Below are 22388 nucleotides of genomic sequence, written 5' to 3'. Positions count from 1 at the left end.
ACATAAAGATTTAATGTCGCGCTGATTAGAGTATTGCCAGGAGGTATAGCTCCGGTTAAATCAAATTTCAGAAGGCTTCTGTAAGCATCTGGAAGGCCATCGAATTGCAAATATTCACCGATAAATAATACAGGTACGCTGGCGAAATTGCTGGTAGGAAAATATTCTGCTATATAAACATCATCAGTAGGTGTGATAGAGATAATTGGCATTCAGTTTCCTCCTTTACATAAAACTAACTGTCATATAATAGCACATATAGTCACTATTCACTTTATCTATATGCTAACTTGTATACTTCGTTGATTAATATATACAATTTTCTACAATGATGATTAAATATAAATCGAATAAAAAAATTTGGACATGTTGACTATATTTTTTATTATGACAAAATGCAGATATAAACAAAAAGGTGAAAAGAATGGATAAAAGCAATATCAAAATAAAGCTTAGAACCATCGTGCTGGATTGTGAGGACGCAAAAGAGTTGTCGGATTTTTATTCAAAGCTTCTAGGCTGGGGAAGACTGGGTATTGATGAGAGATCCTGCATGCGGAACAGGATTAATGGAATATAGGCAACATCTTTTAGATCAGACTTCATAAAAATGACGCCAACCACAATTGGTGGTGAGGGCATCAATGTTAGGCTCCAAGGCATCATACACATAAGGCAATTGAATCTGTGTTCATACATGAAAATTTCCTCCTCTCACTTGAACTTTTATCAAGTTAAGGTGTAAAATAAATCACAAAAGGTAGCTAGCTTATTCTAACTACCTTTTGTGATTTATTTTATCATAGAAGGTAAAGTCAAGTATCGTCCTATATATCTTAAAGCAACGGTATACTTTTCCATATGCTTATGCCCTTTGTAAGATTAGCTTATCTTTGACCAGTCTATGTATTCTTCCAGCTTTTTTACTATATTTTCAAGATAGAGTTGGTCTGTTTCATCAAATCTTTCCAGACTTGGGCTGTCTATGTCCAGTACCCCCACAACTGCATCATTTTTTATTATAGGCACTACGATTTCTGAGTTTGAAGCGCTGTCACAGGCTATATGGCCGGGAAATTTATGAACATCCAATACCCTGCAGGTTTCTTTTTCCCTTGCGGCGGTACCACAGACGCCTTTTCCCATTTCTATTCTGGTACAGGCAACTTTCCCCTGGAAAGGCCCTAAGACAAGCATTCCTTCCTTGTATAAATAAAAACCTGCCCAGTTTACATGTGGAAGGTTTTGGTAAAGAAGGGCAGAAGTATTGGAAAGAGACGCCAGCCAGTCCTTTTCATCTGACATTAATCCCTCAAATTGTAAAAGAAGCTCCCTATAAAATGAATTTTTATCTGAAGCTTCTATTTTATCATTTCCATGCATATGAATTCCTCCGATACATTGTTCTCTTCATTCAATAATATAGCATTTATGGATTTACTACAATGTATTTAAGAATTTTATTTAAGGATGGCAAATTCATAATCCTTTGATTTAAGGTATTCTATAATTCCGGGCAGTGCATCTGCCGTTGTCTGCTTTGTAGCTGAATCATGCATGAGGATTATTATATCCTCTCTGTTCTCTGATGTATCAATAAGCCTTTGCAATTGTCTCTGAGGTCCTATGGAGGAGGATTCTCCGTCTCCCGTTATGGTATTCCAGTCGATAGAAACATATCCATATTCATCCAGTACTTTCATAAAGGTTTTTTTCTTTGGCTCGAAAGAGCCGCCGGGAAATCTGAACAATCTGGTTTTAAAGTCTTCTCCCAGCACTTCCTTTAAAACATCCTCTGACATATCAACTTCATCTCTGAAGCTTTTTTCGTCTGCATACACCTTTTTGTAATTATGTGAATACGTATGAACGCCAATAGCATGTCCCGCATCTTTGATGCCCTTTAAAACCTCTGTGTTTTTAACACCAAGGAAGCCCAATACAAAAAAAGTAGCATGAACATCATATTCATCCAAAATTTTAAGAATCTGAGGAGTGATATTGTTTGACGGCCCGTCATCAAAGGTCAGAAAGACTACCTTCTTTCCGTCATTTAAAAGAGCATTTTCCACGTCTATCCTTAATATATCATCTTCTATTTCCGCTGCCTGTGCGGCATCCGCATTTATAAAATTAACCAATTGGCCGCTGTTATCCACATTTGTGCCATATTCTAAATCGGCATCCGAAATATTAGCAAAAACTTTGGTACTTGTTTTGCCGGAGGTTTCATCACTGACAAAAATTTCTTTAGAATCTCCTGATGTGCTGTATGTATTTATAGGTTTGTTTTCCGTAATTTTATTATCCGCTGAATTATTCATCATTCCCATAGCCAGCGCGCTGGTGGCTGAGAATATAATGACAGCCAGGACTGTAAAGACAATCTTTCCTCGCCTTGTAAGCCTGTATTTGTACATGAAATCTCACCTCTGTGCCGCACAAATTGCCAATAACTTGTCCAATTATAGATTAGGGTTCATAAAATGCAATATGTTGTTTATTCTCTCGGTTTCGTATCTTACTATTGCTCCTTGTTCTTCCTGGAGCTTTTTCATGGCATCTATTGCTTTTTTATAATTGCTTATCTTTTCATTCAGTTTTCTTATTTCGTTTTCACAGCTCAATACGGTATCGTTAGTATCTCTGGTAAAGGACTCAGAAAACTCCTTCATGCATCTTAATTTATCATTACCGTCCGCCATAAGGCTCTCTACGCTCACACCTGAGGACATAACGATATTTAGCATGGATTCTCTTTTAACATCTATAGGAAGATAATCCGGCAATGCTTTTAAAAAGCTTTCTATTATAAATAAGGAATTAATTCCCTGAGTTTTGATGTTGTAGCTTTTATATATATCTTCCGCCCTGTAAAGCTTTTTACTTTTCATTGCATTTGTCGGGTCTTCATTTTCTCCCTGGGATTGAGATATAACCGTAGTCCTTGCTGTGCTCTGTTGTTCCTTGACCAATTTCATCTTCTCCACTGCTGCCATAAGTTCCTGATCTTCTTCCTTTATATCGGGGGTATCCTGTACTTCTACTTTTTCGACAAGTCCAAACTTTTCAAGCAAAGATTTCTTTTCCTTCACAATAACACTCCCTTAATCAAAATTATTGAAATTACCCGCATGCAGCCTATATTATCAGCTCTTGCACATTTTTCCATAATTCTTATATTAACATATTTTTTTGATGAAATAAATAGAAAATAGGCAGATGGTCAATGGCCTTCTGCTACAAAACACAGTAGTAAATATTTTAATATTTTTTTAAATTTATATAAACTTATTATTAATTCTATCATAAATAATACCATAGTTTCCCTATTCGGTCAATTATCTCTATAATCTGACATAAATGTCAAAATACCTGAATGTTTATTTTTTATATGTAAAACAGTATAATATAATAGAAGTTATAAACTTTCATTTTTAAATTTAGTGGAGGAACAGTCCTTGAAAAAAGTTTATTTGGATAATGCGGCAACTACATATCCCAAGCCTTCCTCCGTGGTGGATTCCATGGTGGATTTCATGACAAATTCAGGCGCAAATCCCGGCCGTGGAGGTTATGAGCTTTCACTGCAATCCGGAAGACTTGTATTGGAAACCAGAAGGCTCATAAACAGTTTATTTAAGGGACCGGGACCCGACAATGTAGTTTTTACTCAAAATATAACAGCTTCTTTGAACATGGCTATGAGGGGCATGTTTAAAAAAGGCTGGCATATAATCACAACCTCCATGGAGCACAACAGCGTCATTCGCCCTCTCCGCTCCCTTGAAGACATGGGGCTTATATCCCTCAGCATAGTAAATTGTAAAGCTGACGGCACTTTGGATGTTAAAGATATTGAAGAAGCCATAATAAAAGATACAAAAGCTGTTGTTATGACTCACGCTTCAAATCTTACCGGTACCATTCTTCCTATTGAAGAGGTGGGACATATATGCACAAAATATGATTTATACTTTATAGTTGACAGCGCCCAGACAGCAGGAACTATTGATATAGATATGAAAAAATGCAATATAGACATCCTGGCTTTTACAGGACACAAAGGCTTGTTAGGCCCTCAGGGCACAGGAGGATTTATAATTAATGAACGGGCAAACGAAACTACATCTCCCATATTTTCGGGAGGCACCGGAAGCCGTTCCCATATAGATACGCAGCCGGATTTCCTTCCGGATAAATTCGAGAGCGGAACATTAAACACCGCAGGAATTGCGGGCTTGAAGGCAGGTATTGAATTTATTTTTAACATTGGCATGGACAACATAAGAAAGCATGAAAACATGCTTTTAAAGGCTCTTTATGAAGGTTTATCGGAAATTGAGGGCATGTGCATATACGGTCCTATGGATTATAACAAGCAGACCAACACTCTGGCGGTGAACATAAAGGACATGGACCCATCGGACATAGCCTTTAATCTTGACAACAAATATGGGATAATGGTAAGGTCTGGGCTTCACTGCACCCCTTACGGTCATAGGACCATCGGAACCTACCCTTTAGGGTCTGTAAGATTCAGCATAGGCTATTTCAATACCATGGAAGATATCGGATACACCGTTAACGCAATGAAGGAAATAGAAAAAGAGCGGTAAACTAAAAATGGAAGGCCGAAGGCTTTCCATTTTTTATAGAGGTAAGGGGACCTAAGTTGGGGACATTTCTTTAGAAGTGTCCCCTTTCCTTAAACTAAAGTGTCCCCAACCTGGTTAAAACGTTCCGTTGCCGGTGCCGGTGGTAGGCACGTTTATTATTACGTCTCTTTCAACCTTTACCTGTACATCTATACAGTCTTTTTCAACGATGGACCTTATACATGCCAGTTCAGGGCATCGAAGGTTAGGTAATTCAACTGAATCTACGTTGGTATTTAATACGACAACTCTTGCTCCCCTTATTGATTCAGGCAAATCTATGCACATTGCAAAGGGCACTTCTACAGTAATAGCCCTTAAATTACTCAAGGTTATTCTTGAAATATTGCCGCTTGTGGGTATAACAGATCTGTCACATACCTCAAAGGGTATTTTCTTTATAAGCCTTCCATTTATAAAAACCTTGCCTCTTGCAGCAACTAATGCGTCAAAAACAAGTCTTCTTTCTATGAGGTCGAATAATATAGAAAATCCCGGCGGAACAACGGGTATGCAAACCTCTACAAATGCCCTGCCGTCTCCGATTCCCAAAACCTCGGGAACCTCTATGGTTCTTACTCCGTTACCGGCACTGACACCTAAAACACCATTTCCATTACCGTTTGTAGGGCAGCAATCAGCGCCTAGGCCCCCTATATTAGCACCGAGAACATCATTATTTGTGGTACAGCAGTTTGAACCTGCAGCTCCTGCTTGCTGGACGTTCCCGTTATTTGCCATGCTGTTTACTAAATAATCATCCAATCTCATTAAATTTCACCCCCTTAGTCTTCCTATTACAGAGTATGCAAATATAGACAGCATGTTACATCATTTTTTCCGGGCGCTCTTCTTTTTAACCATCTTTAATCTGAAGAAATCCTCCCTTTCTTTCTCTTCCAGTACATCCTGTATATATTTGACAATCTCCATGAATTTGGGGATTTGAATATTCTGCAATGCATTAGTCCTTTTTTGCGTCTTTTTTACTTCCATGGCCAGCCTGTATACCGAATTCTCAACTTCCGCCAGCTCATATATCAAATATTTCACTTCATGAAATTTTATGACGGCAATATCCAATGCGTTGTTGGTTCTGTAAAAACTATAGGAGGGCTGGGGGTTTTCCTTGTCAAATTTTATTGAGGGTATTTCCACTCCCATTACGCTTCTTAAAAGAACCTCATAATCCTCTGTTTCATCAACGGACATGGCTATGCTCTCCACGGTGCTTATGCCCTCTGTCATGTTGGCAACTTCCAAGGCTTCATAGGCCTCAGTGAAGGTGGAGTTTATCCTGTCCTGTATATCCTTAGCTCTTCCTATTAATCCCATCATTTCACGTATAAGCACATTTCTTTTTTTATCTAAAAGCTCAAAGCCTTTTTTTGAAAACTCCAGGGAAGAATTGGCGCTCATTAGATTTGATTTTGTAGGAGCAATATTAACAGCCATTTAATCACCCCTTAAAGTATTTTTCAATCATTTCAGGGCTTAAGCGATCCAGTTCCTCTTTAGGAAGTATGGAAAGGATTTCCCATGCCAAATCCAGTGTTTCAAAAATATTGCGATTTTCATCAAAGGCCTGCTTTACAAATTTCTCTTCAAATTGCCGGCCGAATTCCATATATTTTTTATCCGTTTCGGATAATTCATCTTCGCCTATTACCTGAGCCAAGGATACCACGTCCTGAACGTGGGAATAAGCGGAAAAAACCTGATTGGCAAGCTCCGCATGATCTTCCCTCGTATAGCCTTCTCCTATTCCATCCTTCATAAGCCTTGACAATGAAGGCAGGACATTTATAGGCGGATAAATATTTTTCTGGAATATATCACGGCTCAAAACTATCTGCCCTTCGGTTATATAGCCTGTTAAGTCGGGCACCGGATGGGTTATATCATCGCTGGGCATGGTCAGTATGGGGATTTGTGTGATGGAGCCTTTTTTCCCCTTCATCATACCTGCCCTTTCATAAAGGCTGGCGAGGTCGGAATAAAGGTATCCGGGATAGCCCTTCCTGCTTGGAACTTCCTCCCTGGAGGAGGACAATTCCCTTAAGGCTTCGCAGTAGCTTGTCATATCCGTCATGATAACCAGTATATGCATGTTAAGCTCAAAGGCTAAATATTCCGCTGCCGTCAATGCACAGCGTGGAGTTGATATCCTCTCAACTATGGGAGCGTCGGCTAAATTTATATACATTGCCACCTTATTTAATACCCCTGCCTGTTCAAAGCTATTTATAAAGAAGTCTGCATCGTCATGCTTTACGCCCATGGCGGCAAAGACTATGGCAAATTCCTCGTTTGAATCCTCAGAAAGCTTTGCCTGCCTTATAATCTGAGCTGCCAGCTCATTGTGGGGCATACCGTTTCCTGAAAAAATGGGAAGCTTTTGACCCCTTATTAAAGTGGTTAAGCTGTCAATGGAAGAAATTCCTGTCTGTATATAATTTCTGGGGTATTGCCTTGCTACGGGATTTATGGGCCTTCCGTTTATGTTATAGTATTTTTCGCTGAAAATTTCTCCTGCATTGTCCATGGGCTCTCCTATACCGTTGAATATCCTCCCCAGTATATCCTTGGACAAGGGAATTTCAAGAAGCCTTCCGGTAAAATTGACGCTGGAATTATGAGTTGAAATACCCGTGGTATTTTCAAATACCTGTATAATTACCTTATCATCATGAAGCTGGACTACCTTTCCTTTTCTCTTTTTACCGTTGGTGTTTATCTCTACTATTTCATCATATGCCGCATTTTTAACTCCCGACAATACTATAAGAGGTCCCTCAACTTTATCCAAAAGCAAATATTCGCTTTTCATTTAAGTCACCTTCTCCTAAGAATATTGTGATTCAAGACTGTCGTAGAAATCCTTTATCTGCCTTGAAACACCGTCAAACATATCCAGTTGGTCATTGGGTATGCTGTATTTAATCTTTATAATATCGCTGTATAAGCTGTCGTTTTTAACTACCGAAATAGGTACGCCTAATTTTACAGCTCCATTTCCTCTTTCATAAAGAAGGTCAATGGTTTTAAGCATTAGATATTGCTTCATAAGGGGTACGTAGGTATCATCCTTATGAAAGGCATTTTGCTGTAAAAATCCTACCTTTAAAATCTTGGATATTTCAAGTATAAGCCTCTGATCATCCGGCAGAACATCTTCGCCCACAAGCTTCACTATCTCCTGAAGCTTGTTTTCTTCAAAGAGTATTTTTAGCATTTTGGCCCGGAGCTCCAGCATATCAGGAGCAATATTTTCGCCGTACCAGTCAGATAATATGGTTATATACCCGCTGTAGCTTGATAGCCAGTTAATGGCGGGATAATGCCTGGCATAAGCAAGTTTTTTATCCAAGCCTAAAAAGGAGCTTACAAACCTCTTTGTGTTTTCGGTGACAGGTTCAGAAAAGTCTCCTCCGGCCGGCGATACGGCACCTATAATGGTTACGGAGCCTTCCAGGCCGTTTAAATTGGTTACATAACCTGCTCTCTCGTAGAATTCCGCCAATCTAGAGGGAAGATAGGCAGGGTATCCTTCTTCCGCCGGCATTTCTTCCAGCCTTCCTGAAATTTCCCTTAAGGCTTCCGCCCATCTTGATGTGGAATCTGCCATTATAGCCACATGGTATCCCATATCCCTGTAATATTCGGCTATGGTGATGCCGGTATAAATGGATGCTTCCCTTGCCGCAACAGGCATGTTGGAAGTGTTTGCAATTAAAACAGTCCTGTCCATTAAAGGCCGCCCCGATTTTGGATCCACCAGTTTCGGGAAGTCTTCAAGAACTTCTGTCATTTCGTTTCCGCGCTCTCCGCAGCCGATGTATACTATTATATCGGCATCGGACCATTTTGCCAGCTGATGCTGCGTCATGGTTTTTCCTGTTCCGAAGCCTCCGGGTATGGCTGCCGTTCCTCCCTTTGCCAAGGGAAAGAAGGTATCTAAAACCCTTTGTCCTGTTATAAGGGGCTTTTCTATGGGCTTTCTTGATTGTATGGGACGAGGGCTTCTTACAGGCCATTCCTGATACATTTTTAATTCAACTGTCTCCCCCATACCTGTTTCCAATTTTACGAGGGGGGTTTCAATATTGTATTTTCCTTTTTCTTTTAAATCCATAACCGTTCCTGAAACACCTGGAGGCACCATTAATCTGTGAATGACTAAGGGAGTCTCATTTACCTCTCCATAAATCATTCCCTGCATTAAAAAGTCTCCTTTTTTTATATTCAAGGTTACTTCCCAAAGCTTTTCAGTGTCTATAGAAATAAGGCCTATTCCTTCGGGAATAAAGCCTTCCATTATTCCGTTGATTTTTTCCAAGGGTCTCTCTATACCGTCAAAAATACTGCCTATTATACCGGGTCCTAACTTCAAGGACAAAGGCTTTAAGGTTGAAACAATCTCTTCTCCCACCTTAAGGCCGCTGGTCTCTTCATAGACCTGGACTGTTGCATCGTCTCCGTCTAGGGAAATTATCTCGCCTATGAGCTTATTTTTCCCTACCATGACCATTTCTCTCATTTTAAAAGCCGACATGTTTTTAGCCTTTATTACCGGCCCGTTTATATATGATACTACGCCTATTACTTCTTCCATTTAAATCACCGCCTAATGTAAGGGGACACTTCCCCTCTTTTTGAATAATGAATCTAGGGTAGTCGGGGAAAATGTCCCCAACTTAAAAGTGGACACACCTCTTCTTTTTGAGTATTCCCCTTATGTAGTTAGAGGTATGTCCCCAACTTAAGGGGCACTTCCCCTCTTTTTGAATAATAATCTAGGGTAGTCGGGGAAAATGTCCCCAGCTTAAATTCCCCTCGGTAGCCAGAGGTATATCCCCAATTACAACTAATTTAAATTATCAACCAGCGCTTTTCCGATAACTGTTCTGTTATCTTCAATTATGGACAGCATGGAACAATCCACCCTTTTTGTCCTGCTTCTATCCTCGCAGATGCAGCCTCCTATAATTGCCTTGTTGGTTGCTTCTATGACTGCTGTCATTCCTAAATTTTTGTATCGCTTTACTGCCTTATTTATCAAGTCCATATTATTTTCCAGATCGTATTGGCTGAAAACAATGGTAATCTCCTCTGCATCTATTTGTGATAGGCAGTTTTTTATGGATTTTTCAAGAAAATCCGGATATTCGGCTGACTTAGTAAATTTATCGGCCAGTATTTTTATGTCCTCCACCACCCGGTCATAGAGCTCTTTTCGCTTTTTTAAAAGCTCATGCTGCATTTCGATGTTAGCCTTGCTGATTATCTGATTCTTCTTGGTTTCAGCTCTCTTTTTTAACTGGGTTATGAGCATATCCGATTCCTTTAAAATATTCTGTTTTTCTTGTTCAAGTTTTAAATCGTATTCTTTTGTCGATTCCGTCACTCTTAGTGCGGATTCCTTTTCCACTTTTTCAAATATGATTTTAGCAAACAATTTTAATTTGTCTTCCACAGTCGTCATAAGAATCACCTCAAATCTTAAGGCCTATGGATTCCTTCACATGCCTTGTAATAGAATCCTTTGCCCTCTTTGTACCGTGCCTGTCAGGTATTTCAACTATCAAAGGGGTTCTGGTGTTAAGCTTTATCTTTTTAATCTCGTCATTTATCAGTGCGGAAAGCTTTTCCGTGATTAAAATAATACCTATATCCTTTTCATTTAAGACTCTGTTTAATTCCTTTAAGACTTCTTCTCTCCCATGGATTATGCTTCCTTTAATGCCAACAAGCCTCATGCCCACCTGAGTATCAATATTATCGCTCAACAAATAGGCTTTCATCATAATCTCCCGAGTATCATGATGGAAACTATAAGTCCGTATATGGCTATACCTTCCGCAAGACCTACAAATATAAGAGTTTTACCCAATATTTTAGGATCTTCCGACACGGCACCTAAAGCAGAGGAGCCAACGGAACCTACCGCATAGCCTGTGCCTATGGTTGCAAGACCGGTGGATAATGCGGCTGCAATAAAGCCTAAACCCGAGGGGCTTGCCGCTTCACCTTCGGCGGCGTGGGCTGCTTCAGGAATTAAGAATATAACGGCTGCTGCCAGTATGGGTATGAAGAGAGATAAATTTGCCTTAATTAAAGTCTTTCCCTTGGCTTTTATAGGTCTTTCTTCTTTAAACCTTATGACGATTCCTGTGCTTATAGTGGCCAAAACGATAAAAATCATTAATAACAAAATAATATACATTATATTACCTCCAAAATATGTGTGTTTACTGAATTAGATTCATAATTTATTTTTCTTGAAAAGTCCAAATCCACCGCATTTCTTTTATACATAAGCCTTGCGGGACTGTATTCTATTCCGCTGCCGTCGTAATATTTACTGAAGAGCTCATAATATTCAAGCCTCAAGCCCTGAATGAATACTATCAGGCCTTCAAGAGCCATGATTACTATATTTCCAAGTATCATTACCGCCATGCTTGCCGTATTGTCGTGCATCATATCCGCTATTGTAGCAAAAGCCACAAAGAGACCTACATGGTTTAAGGCAAAGGCTCCTACCCTTATAAAGGAAATGGTGTTACTCAGCATGCTTAAAAGTGTTTCCACCACTCCAAAGCCGCTTTCGATATAATAATCCTGCATGGGTTCGTGGTACAGCGGCCTGTGCCCGCTTAAAAGGTTGGCAATAGGCTGTTTGAATACCATCAATAAAAGCAGTACGCAAAGCATCAATATTATAGAAAACAATGGAACTGAAGTATCGCCTTTTGAATAAATATTGACAGCCGTTAAAATGGTTATCCAGTAGAACAAAAGCCCGACAAAACCGTCTTTTCCGAATACCCCGTCTTCTAAGTCCCGCCTCTTTAATGCATTAATAAGGCTGTATATGAAGCCTACCGTTGTGAATATGATTCCTAATGCCACTCCGCCTAAAAGTATGGTATTTATATTTTCCAAGGGGTGAAACAACAGCGGCTTAATTATCTCCTCATCTCCGAATATACTGCCGAAAAGAGTTCCGAATATCATTGAAGCAAAGCCTACCCTGGATAATATGCCCCCTAAATTAGGCCTTCTGAATTTAGCCTGCAGTATAATTCCTGCCAAAAAGAATAAAAATCCCTGTCCTATATCGCCAAACATAGCCCCGAACATAATCATGTAGCTTATTGCTACGAAGGAGGTGGGGTCCATTTCGTCATAGGAGGGTGTTCCGTACATCCGAACCAAGGCTTCAAAGGGCCGAACCAGCCAGTTGTTTTTTAGTTTTGTAGGAGGAGTTATACTTTTGCTTACTTCGGATTTATCCTTGAAGACCAGCAATAGCTTATCTTCGAAAAAAGCCAGCCTTTTTTGAAGATTCTTTTTCTCACTGACCGGAACCCATCCCGCCATGTAAAAAAAGTCATCGGTGCAGGCAACTTCATTGTTTATCTGCTGCACTGCCGTATAAAGCCTCATTTTGCTGTAACATTCATCCAAAAAGTTAGCATATTTCATTTTAAGGTCTATTATTGTATCTTCAATAACTGCGATTTTTTCTTTATTCTCCTGTATTTTTTCGTCCAGGAGCCTTAGCATCTCCTGAGGCGTCCCTCCTATATCGTAAGGAATGGGAAGCTCTTCATAATTTAAGGATTTCAGTATTTTATCCGTTTCATCCTCGAGGTCCCTCGGTGTAAGTGAAATAATCACCTGGTACCCTGGCACGGAATTGATATCGTAAATAATAGCAGATACGTTTTCGATGTTATCCTTGATTTTTTCGTAGCTTTCCTTAGATAATTTCCCTATTTTAAAGCTGAAAAAATTAAGGCTTTTCAATACATCGAAATCAATTTTCAGTGACTTAATGTGATCAATATTTTCCCGGAATTCCTGTATTCTCTTTTGCTCGTCGTATAGTTTTACCCGTTTTATATAATGCTCCATAACCTCTTTGTGGATATCCTCCACCTGTTTTAATATGCCGTTTATAGGAGCATTGGAATTTATATACTTGTATTTGATGACTTTATCAATTTTAAATATAGAAAGGAGCTCGTCTAACTTTTCCTTAAAGTAAGAAAATTCCGTGTTTTCTTTATAGGGCTTTATAAAATAAAGCTCCTTTAAGGCATTTGTGTCTTGCTCCGGAGTCATTATAGTAAAATTGTTCTGGTTTATTTCACTCATGGCATTTACTATATGGACTCCCCCATGGCGCACTATTTCCATGGAAACCTTGTCAAGATCCTCTATATAACCGATTAAATTCATCATTTCCATTTTTTCAACGGACAAACAATCACCCCCAAACTAAAGCTTTCTAATCAAAAATTTTTTACCTTCATCGAGAGGCATTCCATACCTGACACTTTCAATGACAGATATTATATCTCTTATTTCCATCTCCAGAAGCATGGTATAAATCATTACTCTGGAGATATCCATGGAACTTTTTTTGTTTTGGGATTTTAAATTATAATACTGATATCTTAAAATCCTGCGTTCCATAAAAATATCCCGGTTATTATCATGGTCAAATAGAAAATTATACTTGGACGAATGCACCTTTTTCTGAAATTCCTCTAAGCTCTTTGCATAGCATAACTCCTTGATATGATTTCTGTTAAACACCTTTCCGAAATAAATGGTGTAGTTGAACAGTTCTTCAGGAGGAAGATTATAAAATTTAAGTCCCCTGTAAATGGTTTGAATATTTAAAAGGTCTGCCATTACTCCATAGATATTCTCCACTGCCATCCGGTCTTCCTTTGTCAAAAGCTCAAGGCTTTTAAAGGAGACATCAAAATATGCCGTATCAAGAGTCATTCCTGCGTTGAAAAGATTAATTTCATTATTGCCCTGTAAGAGGGGGCGGAGATAATCGTAGTAAATTGTGCCTTTAAGATTGTTGATAAAATCGCGGGTGTTTTTTGATTCCAGCAAGGCCTGAACATTTACATTGCTGTAAAGTCCTAAGTTTATGTTTGGTGCGTTGTTTTCCAGGCTTTCACTATGGGTTTTTATCCCTCTCAAAATGCTTTTCAGGTCCTCAATTTCATATCTCATAAAGAGGGATTTGTAAAACTCCCTGTAACCGTCTATGAAGAAATGATTAAGCTTTTTCATGTTCTTTATCTGATTTGCTTTTATAACGGTTTCCAGCCTGCCTCTGTGAACATCGCCCAAATCTATATCTTTCATTACATCCTTGTAATGTGAGTTTTGTTTAAGATATGCAGCAACTTCGGTAACGTTCTTTTTATTAAGCAGGTTTTCATAATCCCTGTCCTTTAAAAAAGAGCCTGTCATAGCTCTTGTTTTAGTGTTTATTGCAGCATACCTTGTTACATTGTCCATAACTGTCCCTCCCTCATTACATTAACCGAAGATACGGGAAAACAGCTGGTCCTCCAGTTTTTCTCTCAATTTAAGAAACTTAGCTTCCAAGGTATTGCATTCCTGTTTTGATTTTTCCTTTATTTTTAAAGCCTCCAGCTCTGCTTCTTTTATTATATCGTCACAAAGAACCTTAGCTTCATTCTTGGTCTTGTCCATGATTTCTTTCCTCATGGATTCAATTTTATCTTTTATATCTTTTTCTTTGACTTCAAGGCTTTCTTCCGTGTGTTTCATTATATCACTTGCCTTTTTATCAATAGACATAACCATTTTTATGATATCTTCCATTAATTGCGCCTTCCTTCAGAATAAAATAATAATCAACTAAAATATATACTCATTGTAATACTGCTGTTATATAATAACAACAGTAATAAACAATAATTAATACTCTTAAAATTCGATTTGAGTCTGTTTAATGAGATTAGTATAATGGTTTGCAGGTATTAGTACTTATTACGTCAATTATTTACGGACATTATAATAATTAAATTTAATAACGGATAATATGAAAAATTTGATTTATTTATTAAAAAACCTTGATATTCCAGTATTTTTTATTATATTAAATATTCTGATTTTTCGCCATATTCATTCGAAAAACCATATAACTATTTTGCTTTTTTTTGCACTTCTGTTATATAACAGTTACAAATGACGATTATGCTTTTTTATGTTATCATTATTGTTGAGTTATAAAATGTTATTATATATATAAGAAACAAACAGGAGCAAAGCATGAAAATTAATGAAATATTAAATGGATTAAAGAAGGACCTTCCTGCTGTTTTTATAGCCCTCAGTAAAAAAGAAACTCCATGGCAGGCAAAGATACTGGCTGCTTTAACAATAGGGTATGCATTATCTCCCATTGATTTGATTCCTGATTTTATACCCGTCCTGGGATATCTTGATGACATAATAATACTGCCTTTATTGATTGCTCTTATACTAAAGATGGTCCCAAAAGAAGTCATGGAACAGTGCCGTATTGAATCTAACGGGCTTTGGGAAAAAGGAAAACCTAAAAAATGGTATTATTCAATACCTGTCATACTAATATGGGTAATTATTATAGCTTTAATAGTAAAAGCATTTATATAGCAGGGCTTTTGCTGTAATACCCCATTTATCTTAAGGAGATGAAAATATATGGAAAAAATTTATCTTAACCACCCCTATACAAGCAATTTTACTGCTAATATAACTGATGTTATAGAACAAAATGGACAATTTTTTGTAATTCTTGACAGGACGGCATTTTATCCCGAGGGAGGGGGGCAGCCTTCGGATGCCGGACTTATCGGCGAATTAAAGGTTAGCTATGTATATGAGGAAAATGATATAATCTATCATCAGGTGGATAGGAAGCCTGAAACTTTAAAGGATGTGCAATGTTCAATAGATTGGGAAAGGCGCTTCGACCATATGCAGCAGCATTGCGGGCAGCATATATTATCTGCTGCATTCCTTAAAATATTGGATGGCGCAACGGCAGGATTTCATTTAGGAGAGGAATACGTAAGCGTGGACATTTCCATCGATGAATTAAAGGATGAGGATGCAGTTAAGGCGGAAGATGCAGCAAATGAAATCATACAGAGAAACTTGCCCGTAAAGCTGCATTATCCCGAAATACATGAGCTTGAAAGCTTCAATCTGAGAAAGCAGCCCAGCGTGGAAGAGAATATAAGAATAGTTGAAGTCAGCGATTTTGACTTTTCTCCCTGCGGCGGCACCCATCCAGCTTTTACAGGAGAAATTGGCCTCATTAAAATAAGAAGATGGGAAAAATACAAGGATTCAATAAGAGTGGAATTTTTGTGCGGAAACAGGGCAATAAAAGATTATCGGTGGAAAAATAGCTATGTAAATGAGATTTCCAAGCTTCTTTCCTCAAAAGATACAGAAGTTTTGGAAAACGTAAAAAAAGCTGTTGCAGATTTACATGGCGCAAATAAGGATATAAAAAATTTCAAGGACAAATTATTAAGCTATGAGGCGGCTGAATTATATAACAATGCTGAAATTTTAGGCAAGGTAAAAATAATTAAGCAAATGTATGAAAATAGAGAGTTTAAAGAACTTGTATCACTGTCAGGCAAAATAATAAAACTCCCCCATTCCATTGCCCTTTTAGGCCTGAAATCCCAAAATGCCCAGATGATATTTGCAAGGTCCGAGGATTTGAATATAAGCATGAATGACTTGTTTAAAGAAGTACTTCCCCTCATAAACGGAAAAGGGGGCGGCAGCCCAAAATCCGCCCAGGGTGGAGGTACGGATATAAGCAATTTGGAAAGCGCCCTTCAGAGCGCTTACCTCATATTAAAAAATAGGCATATAAAATAATTTATATGCCTAAAAGATGAGTGGCTATTGTAAAAAACAAGGTCAAAGCTACGGCATCCACTATGGTTGTAATTAGTGGACTTGCCATTATGGCGGGGTCAACTTTCAATTTTTGCGCAATTATGGGAAGCGTCCCGCCTACCAGTTTCGCCAGTATGACTGTAAAAAACAGGCTTATGCAAACGGTTATTGCTATCAATAAATCAATCTTTTCAAAATAATATATTCTTATAAAATTTACTGCAGACAAAGTGATTCCCACAAGAAGGCTGACCTGAAGTTCTTTTAACAGAACTCTGAAAACATCCTTAAATTTTACTTCCCCTAATGCCAATCCCCTTATTACCAGGGTAGAGGATTGAGAACCTGCATTGCCTCCCGTATCCATAAGCATGGGAATAAATGATGCAAGGATCACTACCGACTGTAATACATGCTCAAATCTCATTATAATTTTCCCTGTAAAAGTTGCAGAAATCATGAGTATCAAAAGCCAGACTATCCTGTGCTTTGCAAGTGTTATAACCTTTGTTTTCAAATACTCCTGTTCTGAAGGCTGCATAGCCGCCATTTTCTGAATGTCCTCGGTGTTCTCCTGCTCTATAATATCCACAACGTCATCTATTGTAACTATCCCAACCAGCCTGCACTCATTATCCACTACAGGCATGGAGGTAAAGTCGTATTTTTTAAACAGTAATGCGATCTTTTCCTGATCATCATGGGTGCTTATATAAATAATGTCAGTCTTCATTATATCCTTGACCTTTTTTTCGTCATCGCTTAAAATAAGCTTTCTTATGGATATAACTCCTTCGAGTTTTCTGTTTTCATTTGTGACGTATAATGTATCAATGGTTTCTTTATCTATTCCCGTTTCTTTTATATGCTCTATGGACTGGCGTACCGTCATCTCTTTTTTCAAATCCACATATTCTATGGTCATTATACTTCCGGCAGAATCCTCGGGATAGCTTAAGAACTGATTAATTAGCTTTCTGGTATTTTCATCGGTGTTTTTCAACACTTTCTTTACAACATTTGAAGGCATCTCCTCCAAAAAGTCCACTGCGTCATCTAAAAACAGCTCATCTATTATATTATTAATTTCTTTATCCGTTATGGATTCGATTATATACCTTTGAAGATCGTTGGATATATATGAAAATACACCTGATGCAATCTCTTTCGGAAGTATGCGAAACATAACCAGCAGCTTTTGTTTGTCTAATTCCTCAAAAAACTGGGCTATATCAACTACGTTCATATCTATGATTTCTTTTCTTGCTTTTACATATTTGCCTTCTTCTATAAGTCTTAAAATAAGTTCTTTCATTTAAAAGCCCTCCTTCAGCAGAGCCTTGCTGCCGGGCAGGCAGTTATGGCTCTTATAATATTATTTACTTTTTTGACAAAATTACATGTTTCAGGGTCAGAATCCATAACTACCACCTCCTTTATAAATAAGGAATACCCCTTTTTAAGCCTGCATTCAGGACTTAAATATAATGCTGACGTATACCTCAAAAAGGTAACAACAAATCAAGGTTAATACATATAGCTTTTAACCAATTTTTAAGCATTTATTTCAATTTTTAATTAAAATTTTTCATACATAATATTAAAAACAGAAAAATAACACAGGCTTGCTATAAAAGAAAAGCATATAAGAGAAAGAGAAGTGTCAGTTTTATTCCATAAGAATGAAGCCTGACAAAATGAATATTCTGTTTACTCTCATATGCATAAGCTCATCGCTGCTGTCCATGCTACTACTGCCAGACTCCATTCTTATCACCTCCGGATAAAATATATTTTTATAATTTAAGTTTTAGATAACCCGGCTTAAATTTAAAAAGCCTTCGTCAAACTTGAACATGACAAAGGCAAAATCACCATTTCCCGTTCAAGTTTTGGCTCTGCAAGGCCATGAAGCTGCATTAAGTTAAGCCTTCTTTGTTCGGCTAAACCTGCTCACCAGTTAAGAATGTCTCCATCCTTTTACGGCAGCAGCCCTTATCCCTGTAGTAACCTCACCTACCGAGGTTTTATTGAATTTTCATTATTATTCTATGCTCCACACTCATAAATGTCAACGTTTTATATTGATTAATCAAAATTTAACATTGGCTGCATTCATCCCTGCCACATATCCTGAGGACCACGCCCACTGAAGGTTATAGCCTCCGCAGTCACCATCAATATCCACAACCTCCCCTGCAAAATAAAGGCCGGGAACTATTTTAGATTCCATAGTCTTATTATCAATACCACAGACATCTACGCCGCCTGCAGTTACCTGGGCGGAATGCCAGGGATTTGTGCCTGTCACTTCAAATCTCCAGTCGGTGAGAATTGAAGCAAGCTTTTTTCTTTCCTGGGAGCTCACGCTGCCTGCCGGTTTGTTTATATCATCAATGCCGGCTTCTTTTAATATTACAGGCACTAATTTTTTATTTAAAAATCCTACAAAGTTAAAAGATAGTGGTTTGTTGCTGCCATCCTGAAATCTTTTTAAAAGGATTCCATCTAAAGCTTCCTTTGTCATATCCTTTATTATTGCGACTTTTATATATACTTTATCATTTTTTAAAAGATTTTCTGCCGCAACTCTGCTAAGCTGTAAAACAGGAGGCCCGGATATGCCGTATTCGGTAAAAAGTATCTCTCCTTCTTCTCTTCTTATTACTTTATCCTTAACCAGAATTTCTGCAGCTCCCTCAAATTTTATACCGCTAAGCTGCTTTAAATATTTTGATGAGAGCTTCAATTGCACCAGTGCCGGAAAAGGATTTACTATTTTGTGGCCTAACTTCTCCGCCAGTATGTACCCGCTGCCGTTAGATCCCAAATCCGGGCTGGCCTTGCCTCCTGCCGCAATTATAACCTTATCTCCTTTAAAAACTCTGCCGTCCTTTAATGTCACGGTAAAGACATCCTTCTTTTTTATGTCAGCAGCTTCAGCTTCGCATACCACATTTACGCCCAAATCCTCCAGCTCATATCTCAATACGTCCAAAACGCTGGAAGCCTGCAGGGACATGGGGAACACCTTTCCCTCATCTTCTACTATGTGAGCTATACCCAGTTTTTCAAAGAAATCTATGGTGGCGTCATAATCAAAGGAATTTAGCGGTCCGTATACAAATTCAGGATGCTTTCCGTGATATCTATCAACATCTATATATGTATTGGTAAGATTGCACCTGCCGTTGCCCGTTGCCAGTATCTTACGTCCAACCCGCTGGTTTCTCTCTAAAATGGTGACAAAAGCCCCTGCCCTTTTTGCCGCAATGGCCGCTATCATCCCCGAGGCTCCGCCGCCTATTATTAAAATGTTATTGTTTTGAAGTGCTGACATTTTAAATACTCCCAACTATTATTCCATAAATATGGCTGATTCCGTTTCTGAACACCATTTTGTGATAATGCATTTTCCCAAGTTCCTGGGGCAGTTTTTACATATGCAGCCCCCGGTTGTTTCGATGCATTCCTCTTTAAAATACTCTCTGCATTTGCTGCAGTTGCTGTTTACAATATCCTTCATAGACATAATCCCCTAATATTAACAAAATTACGATATTTTGATTATATATTAATTAGTATTGTCTGTATACTGAAAAAAACACATCTGTAGAGAATGAACTTTGTAATATGTATCAATATTAAAGGGCCAACAATTACCTGAAATTATTGGCCCTGCGTTTGTATTTCTTATTACAGTGAATTTATAACTTCCGAAGAACCTATCATTATAATGTGCTTTAATGAAATAATGGCAGAAAACACAAATTATATCAGTATTTGAGAGCCTTCAGAAAAATTATCAAGACAATACTAGCGATTCTACCAAAGTATCAAGGGTAAAACTGGGGTAAACACCTATGTTATATACGTTAAAACTTATATGCCTAGCATTAAATTTCATTTAATGCTATTTATTCGGTTACCCAAACACTCAGTTTTTTTGCCCGATGAAGTACTTTATTTTGATTAAGCACATCTTCTGGCTCATGTGTACCGCCTGCAATAAGCAGTTCAACAAAATCAAAACCCAGTAAAGATAAACTTTTTGCTGCATGTTCAAAATAAGGGATAAAAGCAGTCTCATCCGGTCTTCCTTGTGTAGCGATAATCAATGCTTTTTTACCGTGTTCAAGTTTTATCGTGCTGTTGGGTCTCCCGAAGGGCTGGCAGCGGTCGATCACTGTCTTTAGCTGCGCAGTCATCTGCCAAAAATAAACAGGTGTTGCAAGTATGAGAATATCAGCTGATGCAATTTCATCATATAAAACCTGCATATCATCCTGTAGTACGCACTTGCCATGTTTCGTGCACCCGCCGCAGCCCTGGCAATATTTGATGTCCATTTTACTTATATGATAGGTCTTGACATCTGCACCCTGTTTTACTAAAGAATTGATAACTTCATTCATTAATGCAGCGGTGCAGCCATGTTGATGAGGACTTCCGTTGAGAGCAATAATTTTTTTCATATCTTTCTTGTATGATGTATTTAACATCAATATGTTCCTTTCTTAAGATTTTTTACTTATACTTTGTTTAACACTGTGGACTTTTTAATAATCGCATGCCGGTAACGCAGTAAGTCATTCTAATGGTGATGTTGTGGCTGAACGTCAAGATGAGATATCGACAAGATAAAAACTATACTGTCTAAAGGACAGCCCAAGGAGGGATACATGCTATGCTGGTAATCAGATTGCTTAATAAAATCATTATAATTCTTCCATAATATTCCTGTCAACAATAGCTCCAAATAAAGCCCAATGCACTGCATGGGAGAATGGAATAAGCAGAAGGGTCCAAAATCCAAGTTACTGGTCACATGTCAAAGCAACGTAATCAAAAACCGCCGGCTTAACCCAACACCATACACTTAAGGGTTTTTTAATAGTCATATCGATTTCCCATCTCTTAAAATATATATAAAATACAGCCTGGTATAAGTACATCAATTAAAATTCTTTATAAAAATAAGCGCTATTAAAAGCGCTTATTTTTATAAATATCTTCGGTATAATTTATTCCATTACCTGAAGTATTTTATAAGTTTTGTCATGAAAACACCTTTGAGTATTTCCTGGCCCGATTCCTTTTCCTTTAATTTAATATAATCCAGAAAGTGATATAAAAAATTGCTCCAGTGCTTATATATATAGCGTTTGGCTTCTTTATCCTCCTGGATTATGCTTATGCTTAAATCAACACATTCCTTGGCCTGTGCCATACAGGCCTTCATTTTATCTTCCAGTTCGCTTATCTTTGACATTTGCCTTTCTCCCTCTCTTTTTGCCTGTTGAGTAATTCAGCAGCCTTGAAGAGTTGACAACTACGCCAAAGGTACTGAGATTATGCAAAATTGCTGCAGACAAAGGAGAAATGATCTTCCCTGCGCCTAAAATCAATCCCAAAGCATTAATACCCACTGCAAAAATAAAATTCTGTTTTACTATTTCCATGGTGTAATTGCTAAGTTCAATCAAGGCGACAATCTTCTCTGGGTCATCGCCGGCTAAGACTATATCGGCGGATTCTATCGCAGCATCAGCCGCCGGTACCCATGGCAATACCTATATCGGCTGTGGCAAGAGCCGGGGAATCATTTATTCCTTCTCCTACCATGGTGACCATCTTTCCCTGCTCCTGATAGTTTTCAACTATTCTTACTTTTCCTTTTGGCAGAATATTGGCATAGAGGCTGTCAAGGCCCAGCTCATTTTTAACCAGTTCCCCTACCTCGGTGCAATCTCCGGTAATAAGAGCGATATCATCTATACCTTTGTGCCTTAAGTTTCTTATTGCCCCATAGCTTCCCTTTCTTACCCTGTCCTTTATACCTATCAAGCCTATAAGCTTCTTGCCCCGTGCCACGAAGAGCACAGTCTGGCCTATTTTTTCTAAGTGGTTTCCGCCCTTTATCAGTATACCCCTTTTAGCCGCATTTCCCATAGATGCGCTTATAGCTGTCGGTGTGGC

The 22388-nt window shown here is 38.3% G+C and carries 25 protein-coding genes and 1 riboswitch; of the genes, 4 read left to right on the top strand and 21 right to left on the bottom strand.

Going from position 1 to position 22388, the window contains the following annotated elements; translation table 11 throughout:
* Positions 1 to 212 (bottom strand): DNRLRE domain-containing protein (locus tag OXPF_RS00900; RefSeq protein WP_152967667.1); only part of this gene is annotated, 212 nt, incomplete at its 3' end.
* A gap of 212 nt (positions 213 to 424) precedes the next feature.
* Here OXPF_RS00900 and OXPF_RS22240 point away from each other — a divergent pair.
* Complete coding sequence (locus OXPF_RS22240) at positions 425 to 580, top strand: hypothetical protein (protein WP_160317119.1); 156 nt, start codon at positions 425 to 427, stop codon at positions 578 to 580.
* A 302-nt stretch (positions 581 to 882) separates the two neighbouring features.
* On the opposite strand, the gene OXPF_RS00895 is transcribed toward OXPF_RS22240, so the two are convergent.
* The 3 genes from OXPF_RS00895 to OXPF_RS00885 all read right to left on the bottom strand — a co-directional run bounded on the left by OXPF_RS00895 (position 883) and on the right by OXPF_RS00885 (position 3095).
* Positions 883 to 1383, bottom strand: a complete 501-nt coding sequence (locus OXPF_RS00895) for a GAF domain-containing protein (protein WP_054873332.1) — start codon at positions 1381 to 1383, stop codon at positions 883 to 885.
* Between the two features lie 77 nt (positions 1384 to 1460).
* Complete coding sequence (locus OXPF_RS00890) at positions 1461 to 2420, bottom strand: polysaccharide deacetylase family protein (protein ID WP_054873331.1); 960 nt, start codon at positions 2418 to 2420, stop codon at positions 1461 to 1463.
* Positions 2421 to 2465: 45 nt separating this feature from the next.
* On the bottom strand, positions 2466 to 3095 hold the full coding sequence (locus OXPF_RS00885; RefSeq protein ID WP_054873330.1) for a hypothetical protein: 630 nt from the start codon (positions 3093 to 3095) through the stop codon (positions 2466 to 2468).
* A gap of 366 nt (positions 3096 to 3461) precedes the next feature.
* Between OXPF_RS00885 and OXPF_RS00880 the strand changes: the two genes are divergently transcribed.
* On the top strand, positions 3462 to 4619 hold the full coding sequence (locus tag OXPF_RS00880; RefSeq protein WP_054873329.1) for an aminotransferase class V-fold PLP-dependent enzyme: 1158 nt from the start codon (positions 3462 to 3464) through the stop codon (positions 4617 to 4619).
* 114 nt (positions 4620 to 4733) lie between these two features.
* On the opposite strand, the gene OXPF_RS00875 is transcribed toward OXPF_RS00880, so the two are convergent.
* From OXPF_RS00875 to OXPF_RS00830, 10 genes are all read right to left on the bottom strand, one after another.
* Entirely contained in the window at positions 4734 to 5429 is a 696-nt protein-coding gene (locus OXPF_RS00875) for a hypothetical protein (RefSeq protein ID WP_054873328.1), read from the bottom strand.
* Between the two features lie 60 nt (positions 5430 to 5489).
* On the bottom strand, positions 5490 to 6113 hold the full coding sequence (locus OXPF_RS00870) for a V-type ATP synthase subunit D (RefSeq protein WP_054873327.1): 624 nt from the start codon (positions 6111 to 6113) through the stop codon (positions 5490 to 5492).
* Between the two features lie 4 nt (positions 6114 to 6117).
* Positions 6118 to 7488, bottom strand: a complete 1371-nt coding sequence (locus OXPF_RS00865) for a V-type ATP synthase subunit B (RefSeq protein WP_054873326.1) — start codon at positions 7486 to 7488, stop codon at positions 6118 to 6120.
* 15 nt (positions 7489 to 7503) lie between these two features.
* Positions 7504 to 9273, bottom strand: coding sequence for a V-type ATP synthase subunit A (locus OXPF_RS00860; protein WP_054873325.1), 1770 nt, complete (start codon positions 9271 to 9273; stop codon positions 7504 to 7506).
* 252 nt (positions 9274 to 9525) lie between these two features.
* Complete coding sequence (locus OXPF_RS00855; protein ID WP_054873324.1) at positions 9526 to 10143, bottom strand: V-type ATP synthase subunit E; 618 nt, start codon at positions 10141 to 10143, stop codon at positions 9526 to 9528.
* Positions 10144 to 10153: 10 nt separating this feature from the next.
* The gene (locus OXPF_RS00850; RefSeq protein ID WP_054873323.1) at positions 10154 to 10462 is read right to left on the bottom strand and encodes a V-type ATP synthase subunit F; all 309 of its coding nucleotides are present in this window, start codon (positions 10460 to 10462) and stop codon (positions 10154 to 10156) included.
* The gene (locus OXPF_RS00845) at positions 10462 to 10884 is read right to left on the bottom strand and encodes an ATP synthase subunit C (RefSeq protein ID WP_054873322.1); all 423 of its coding nucleotides are present in this window, start codon (positions 10882 to 10884) and stop codon (positions 10462 to 10464) included. The genes OXPF_RS00850 and OXPF_RS00845 overlap by 1 nt, the downstream gene beginning before the upstream one ends.
* Positions 10884 to 12932, bottom strand: a complete 2049-nt coding sequence (locus tag OXPF_RS00840; protein ID WP_054873321.1) for a V-type ATP synthase subunit I — start codon at positions 12930 to 12932, stop codon at positions 10884 to 10886. The genes OXPF_RS00845 and OXPF_RS00840 overlap by 1 nt, the downstream gene beginning before the upstream one ends.
* 15 nt (positions 12933 to 12947) lie before the next feature.
* The gene (locus OXPF_RS00835) at positions 12948 to 13994 is read right to left on the bottom strand and encodes a V-type ATPase subunit (RefSeq protein WP_054873320.1); all 1047 of its coding nucleotides are present in this window, start codon (positions 13992 to 13994) and stop codon (positions 12948 to 12950) included.
* Positions 13995 to 14015: 21 nt separating this feature from the next.
* The gene (locus OXPF_RS00830; protein WP_054873319.1) at positions 14016 to 14324 is read right to left on the bottom strand and encodes a hypothetical protein; all 309 of its coding nucleotides are present in this window, start codon (positions 14322 to 14324) and stop codon (positions 14016 to 14018) included.
* Between the two features lie 450 nt (positions 14325 to 14774).
* Here OXPF_RS00830 and OXPF_RS00825 point away from each other — a divergent pair, with 450 nt between their 5' ends.
* Both OXPF_RS00825 and OXPF_RS00820 read left to right on the top strand, forming a co-directional pair.
* Complete coding sequence (locus OXPF_RS00825; protein ID WP_054873318.1) at positions 14775 to 15140, top strand: YkvA family protein; 366 nt, start codon at positions 14775 to 14777, stop codon at positions 15138 to 15140.
* Positions 15141 to 15188: 48 nt separating this feature from the next.
* A complete protein-coding gene (locus OXPF_RS00820; protein ID WP_054873317.1) occupies positions 15189 to 16388 on the top strand; it encodes an alanyl-tRNA editing protein in 1200 nt (399 codons plus the stop codon).
* A gap of 1 nt (position 16389) precedes the next feature.
* Here OXPF_RS00820 and mgtE read toward each other — a convergent pair whose 3' ends face one another.
* The 7 genes from mgtE to OXPF_RS00785 form a co-directional block, all read right to left on the bottom strand.
* Positions 16390 to 17724, bottom strand: coding sequence for a magnesium transporter (mgtE, locus tag OXPF_RS00815; RefSeq protein ID WP_054873316.1), 1335 nt, complete (start codon positions 17722 to 17724; stop codon positions 16390 to 16392).
* A gap of 554 nt (positions 17725 to 18278) precedes the next feature.
* A riboswitch (M-box (ykoK) riboswitch) is annotated at positions 18279 to 18440 on the bottom strand.
* Between the two features lie 61 nt (positions 18441 to 18501).
* Positions 18502 to 19749, bottom strand: a complete 1248-nt coding sequence (locus OXPF_RS00810) for a BaiN/RdsA family NAD(P)/FAD-dependent oxidoreductase (protein ID WP_054873315.1) — start codon at positions 19747 to 19749, stop codon at positions 18502 to 18504.
* A gap of 18 nt (positions 19750 to 19767) precedes the next feature.
* Entirely contained in the window at positions 19768 to 19935 is a 168-nt protein-coding gene (locus OXPF_RS22760; protein WP_054873314.1) for a hypothetical protein, read from the bottom strand.
* Between the two features lie 391 nt (positions 19936 to 20326).
* The gene (locus OXPF_RS00800; protein WP_242854283.1) at positions 20327 to 20911 is read right to left on the bottom strand and encodes a flavodoxin family protein; all 585 of its coding nucleotides are present in this window, start codon (positions 20909 to 20911) and stop codon (positions 20327 to 20329) included.
* Between the two features lie 530 nt (positions 20912 to 21441).
* Positions 21442 to 21681: a hypothetical protein gene (locus OXPF_RS00795; protein WP_054873313.1), complete on the bottom strand. Its 240-nt coding sequence runs from the start codon at positions 21679 to 21681 to the stop codon at positions 21442 to 21444.
* Positions 21653 to 21979 carry a cation-translocating P-type ATPase gene (locus tag OXPF_RS00790; RefSeq protein ID WP_054873312.1) on the bottom strand — a complete coding sequence of 109 codons (327 nt, stop codon included), beginning with the start codon at positions 21977 to 21979 and terminating at the stop codon, positions 21653 to 21655. The genes OXPF_RS00795 and OXPF_RS00790 overlap by 29 nt, the downstream gene beginning before the upstream one ends.
* The gene (locus OXPF_RS00785) at positions 21957 to 22361 is read right to left on the bottom strand and encodes an HAD-IC family P-type ATPase (RefSeq protein WP_054873311.1); all 405 of its coding nucleotides are present in this window, start codon (positions 22359 to 22361) and stop codon (positions 21957 to 21959) included. The genes OXPF_RS00790 and OXPF_RS00785 overlap by 23 nt, the downstream gene beginning before the upstream one ends.
* Positions 22362 to 22388 lie beyond the last annotated feature (27 nt).

The organism is Oxobacter pfennigii, assembly GCF_001317355.1.
Lineage (GTDB): Bacteria > Bacillota > Clostridia > Clostridiales > Oxobacteraceae > Oxobacter > Oxobacter pfennigii.
The sequence above is the reverse complement of the archived record's forward strand: the minus strand, read 5'-3'. Positions and strand labels throughout refer to the sequence as shown.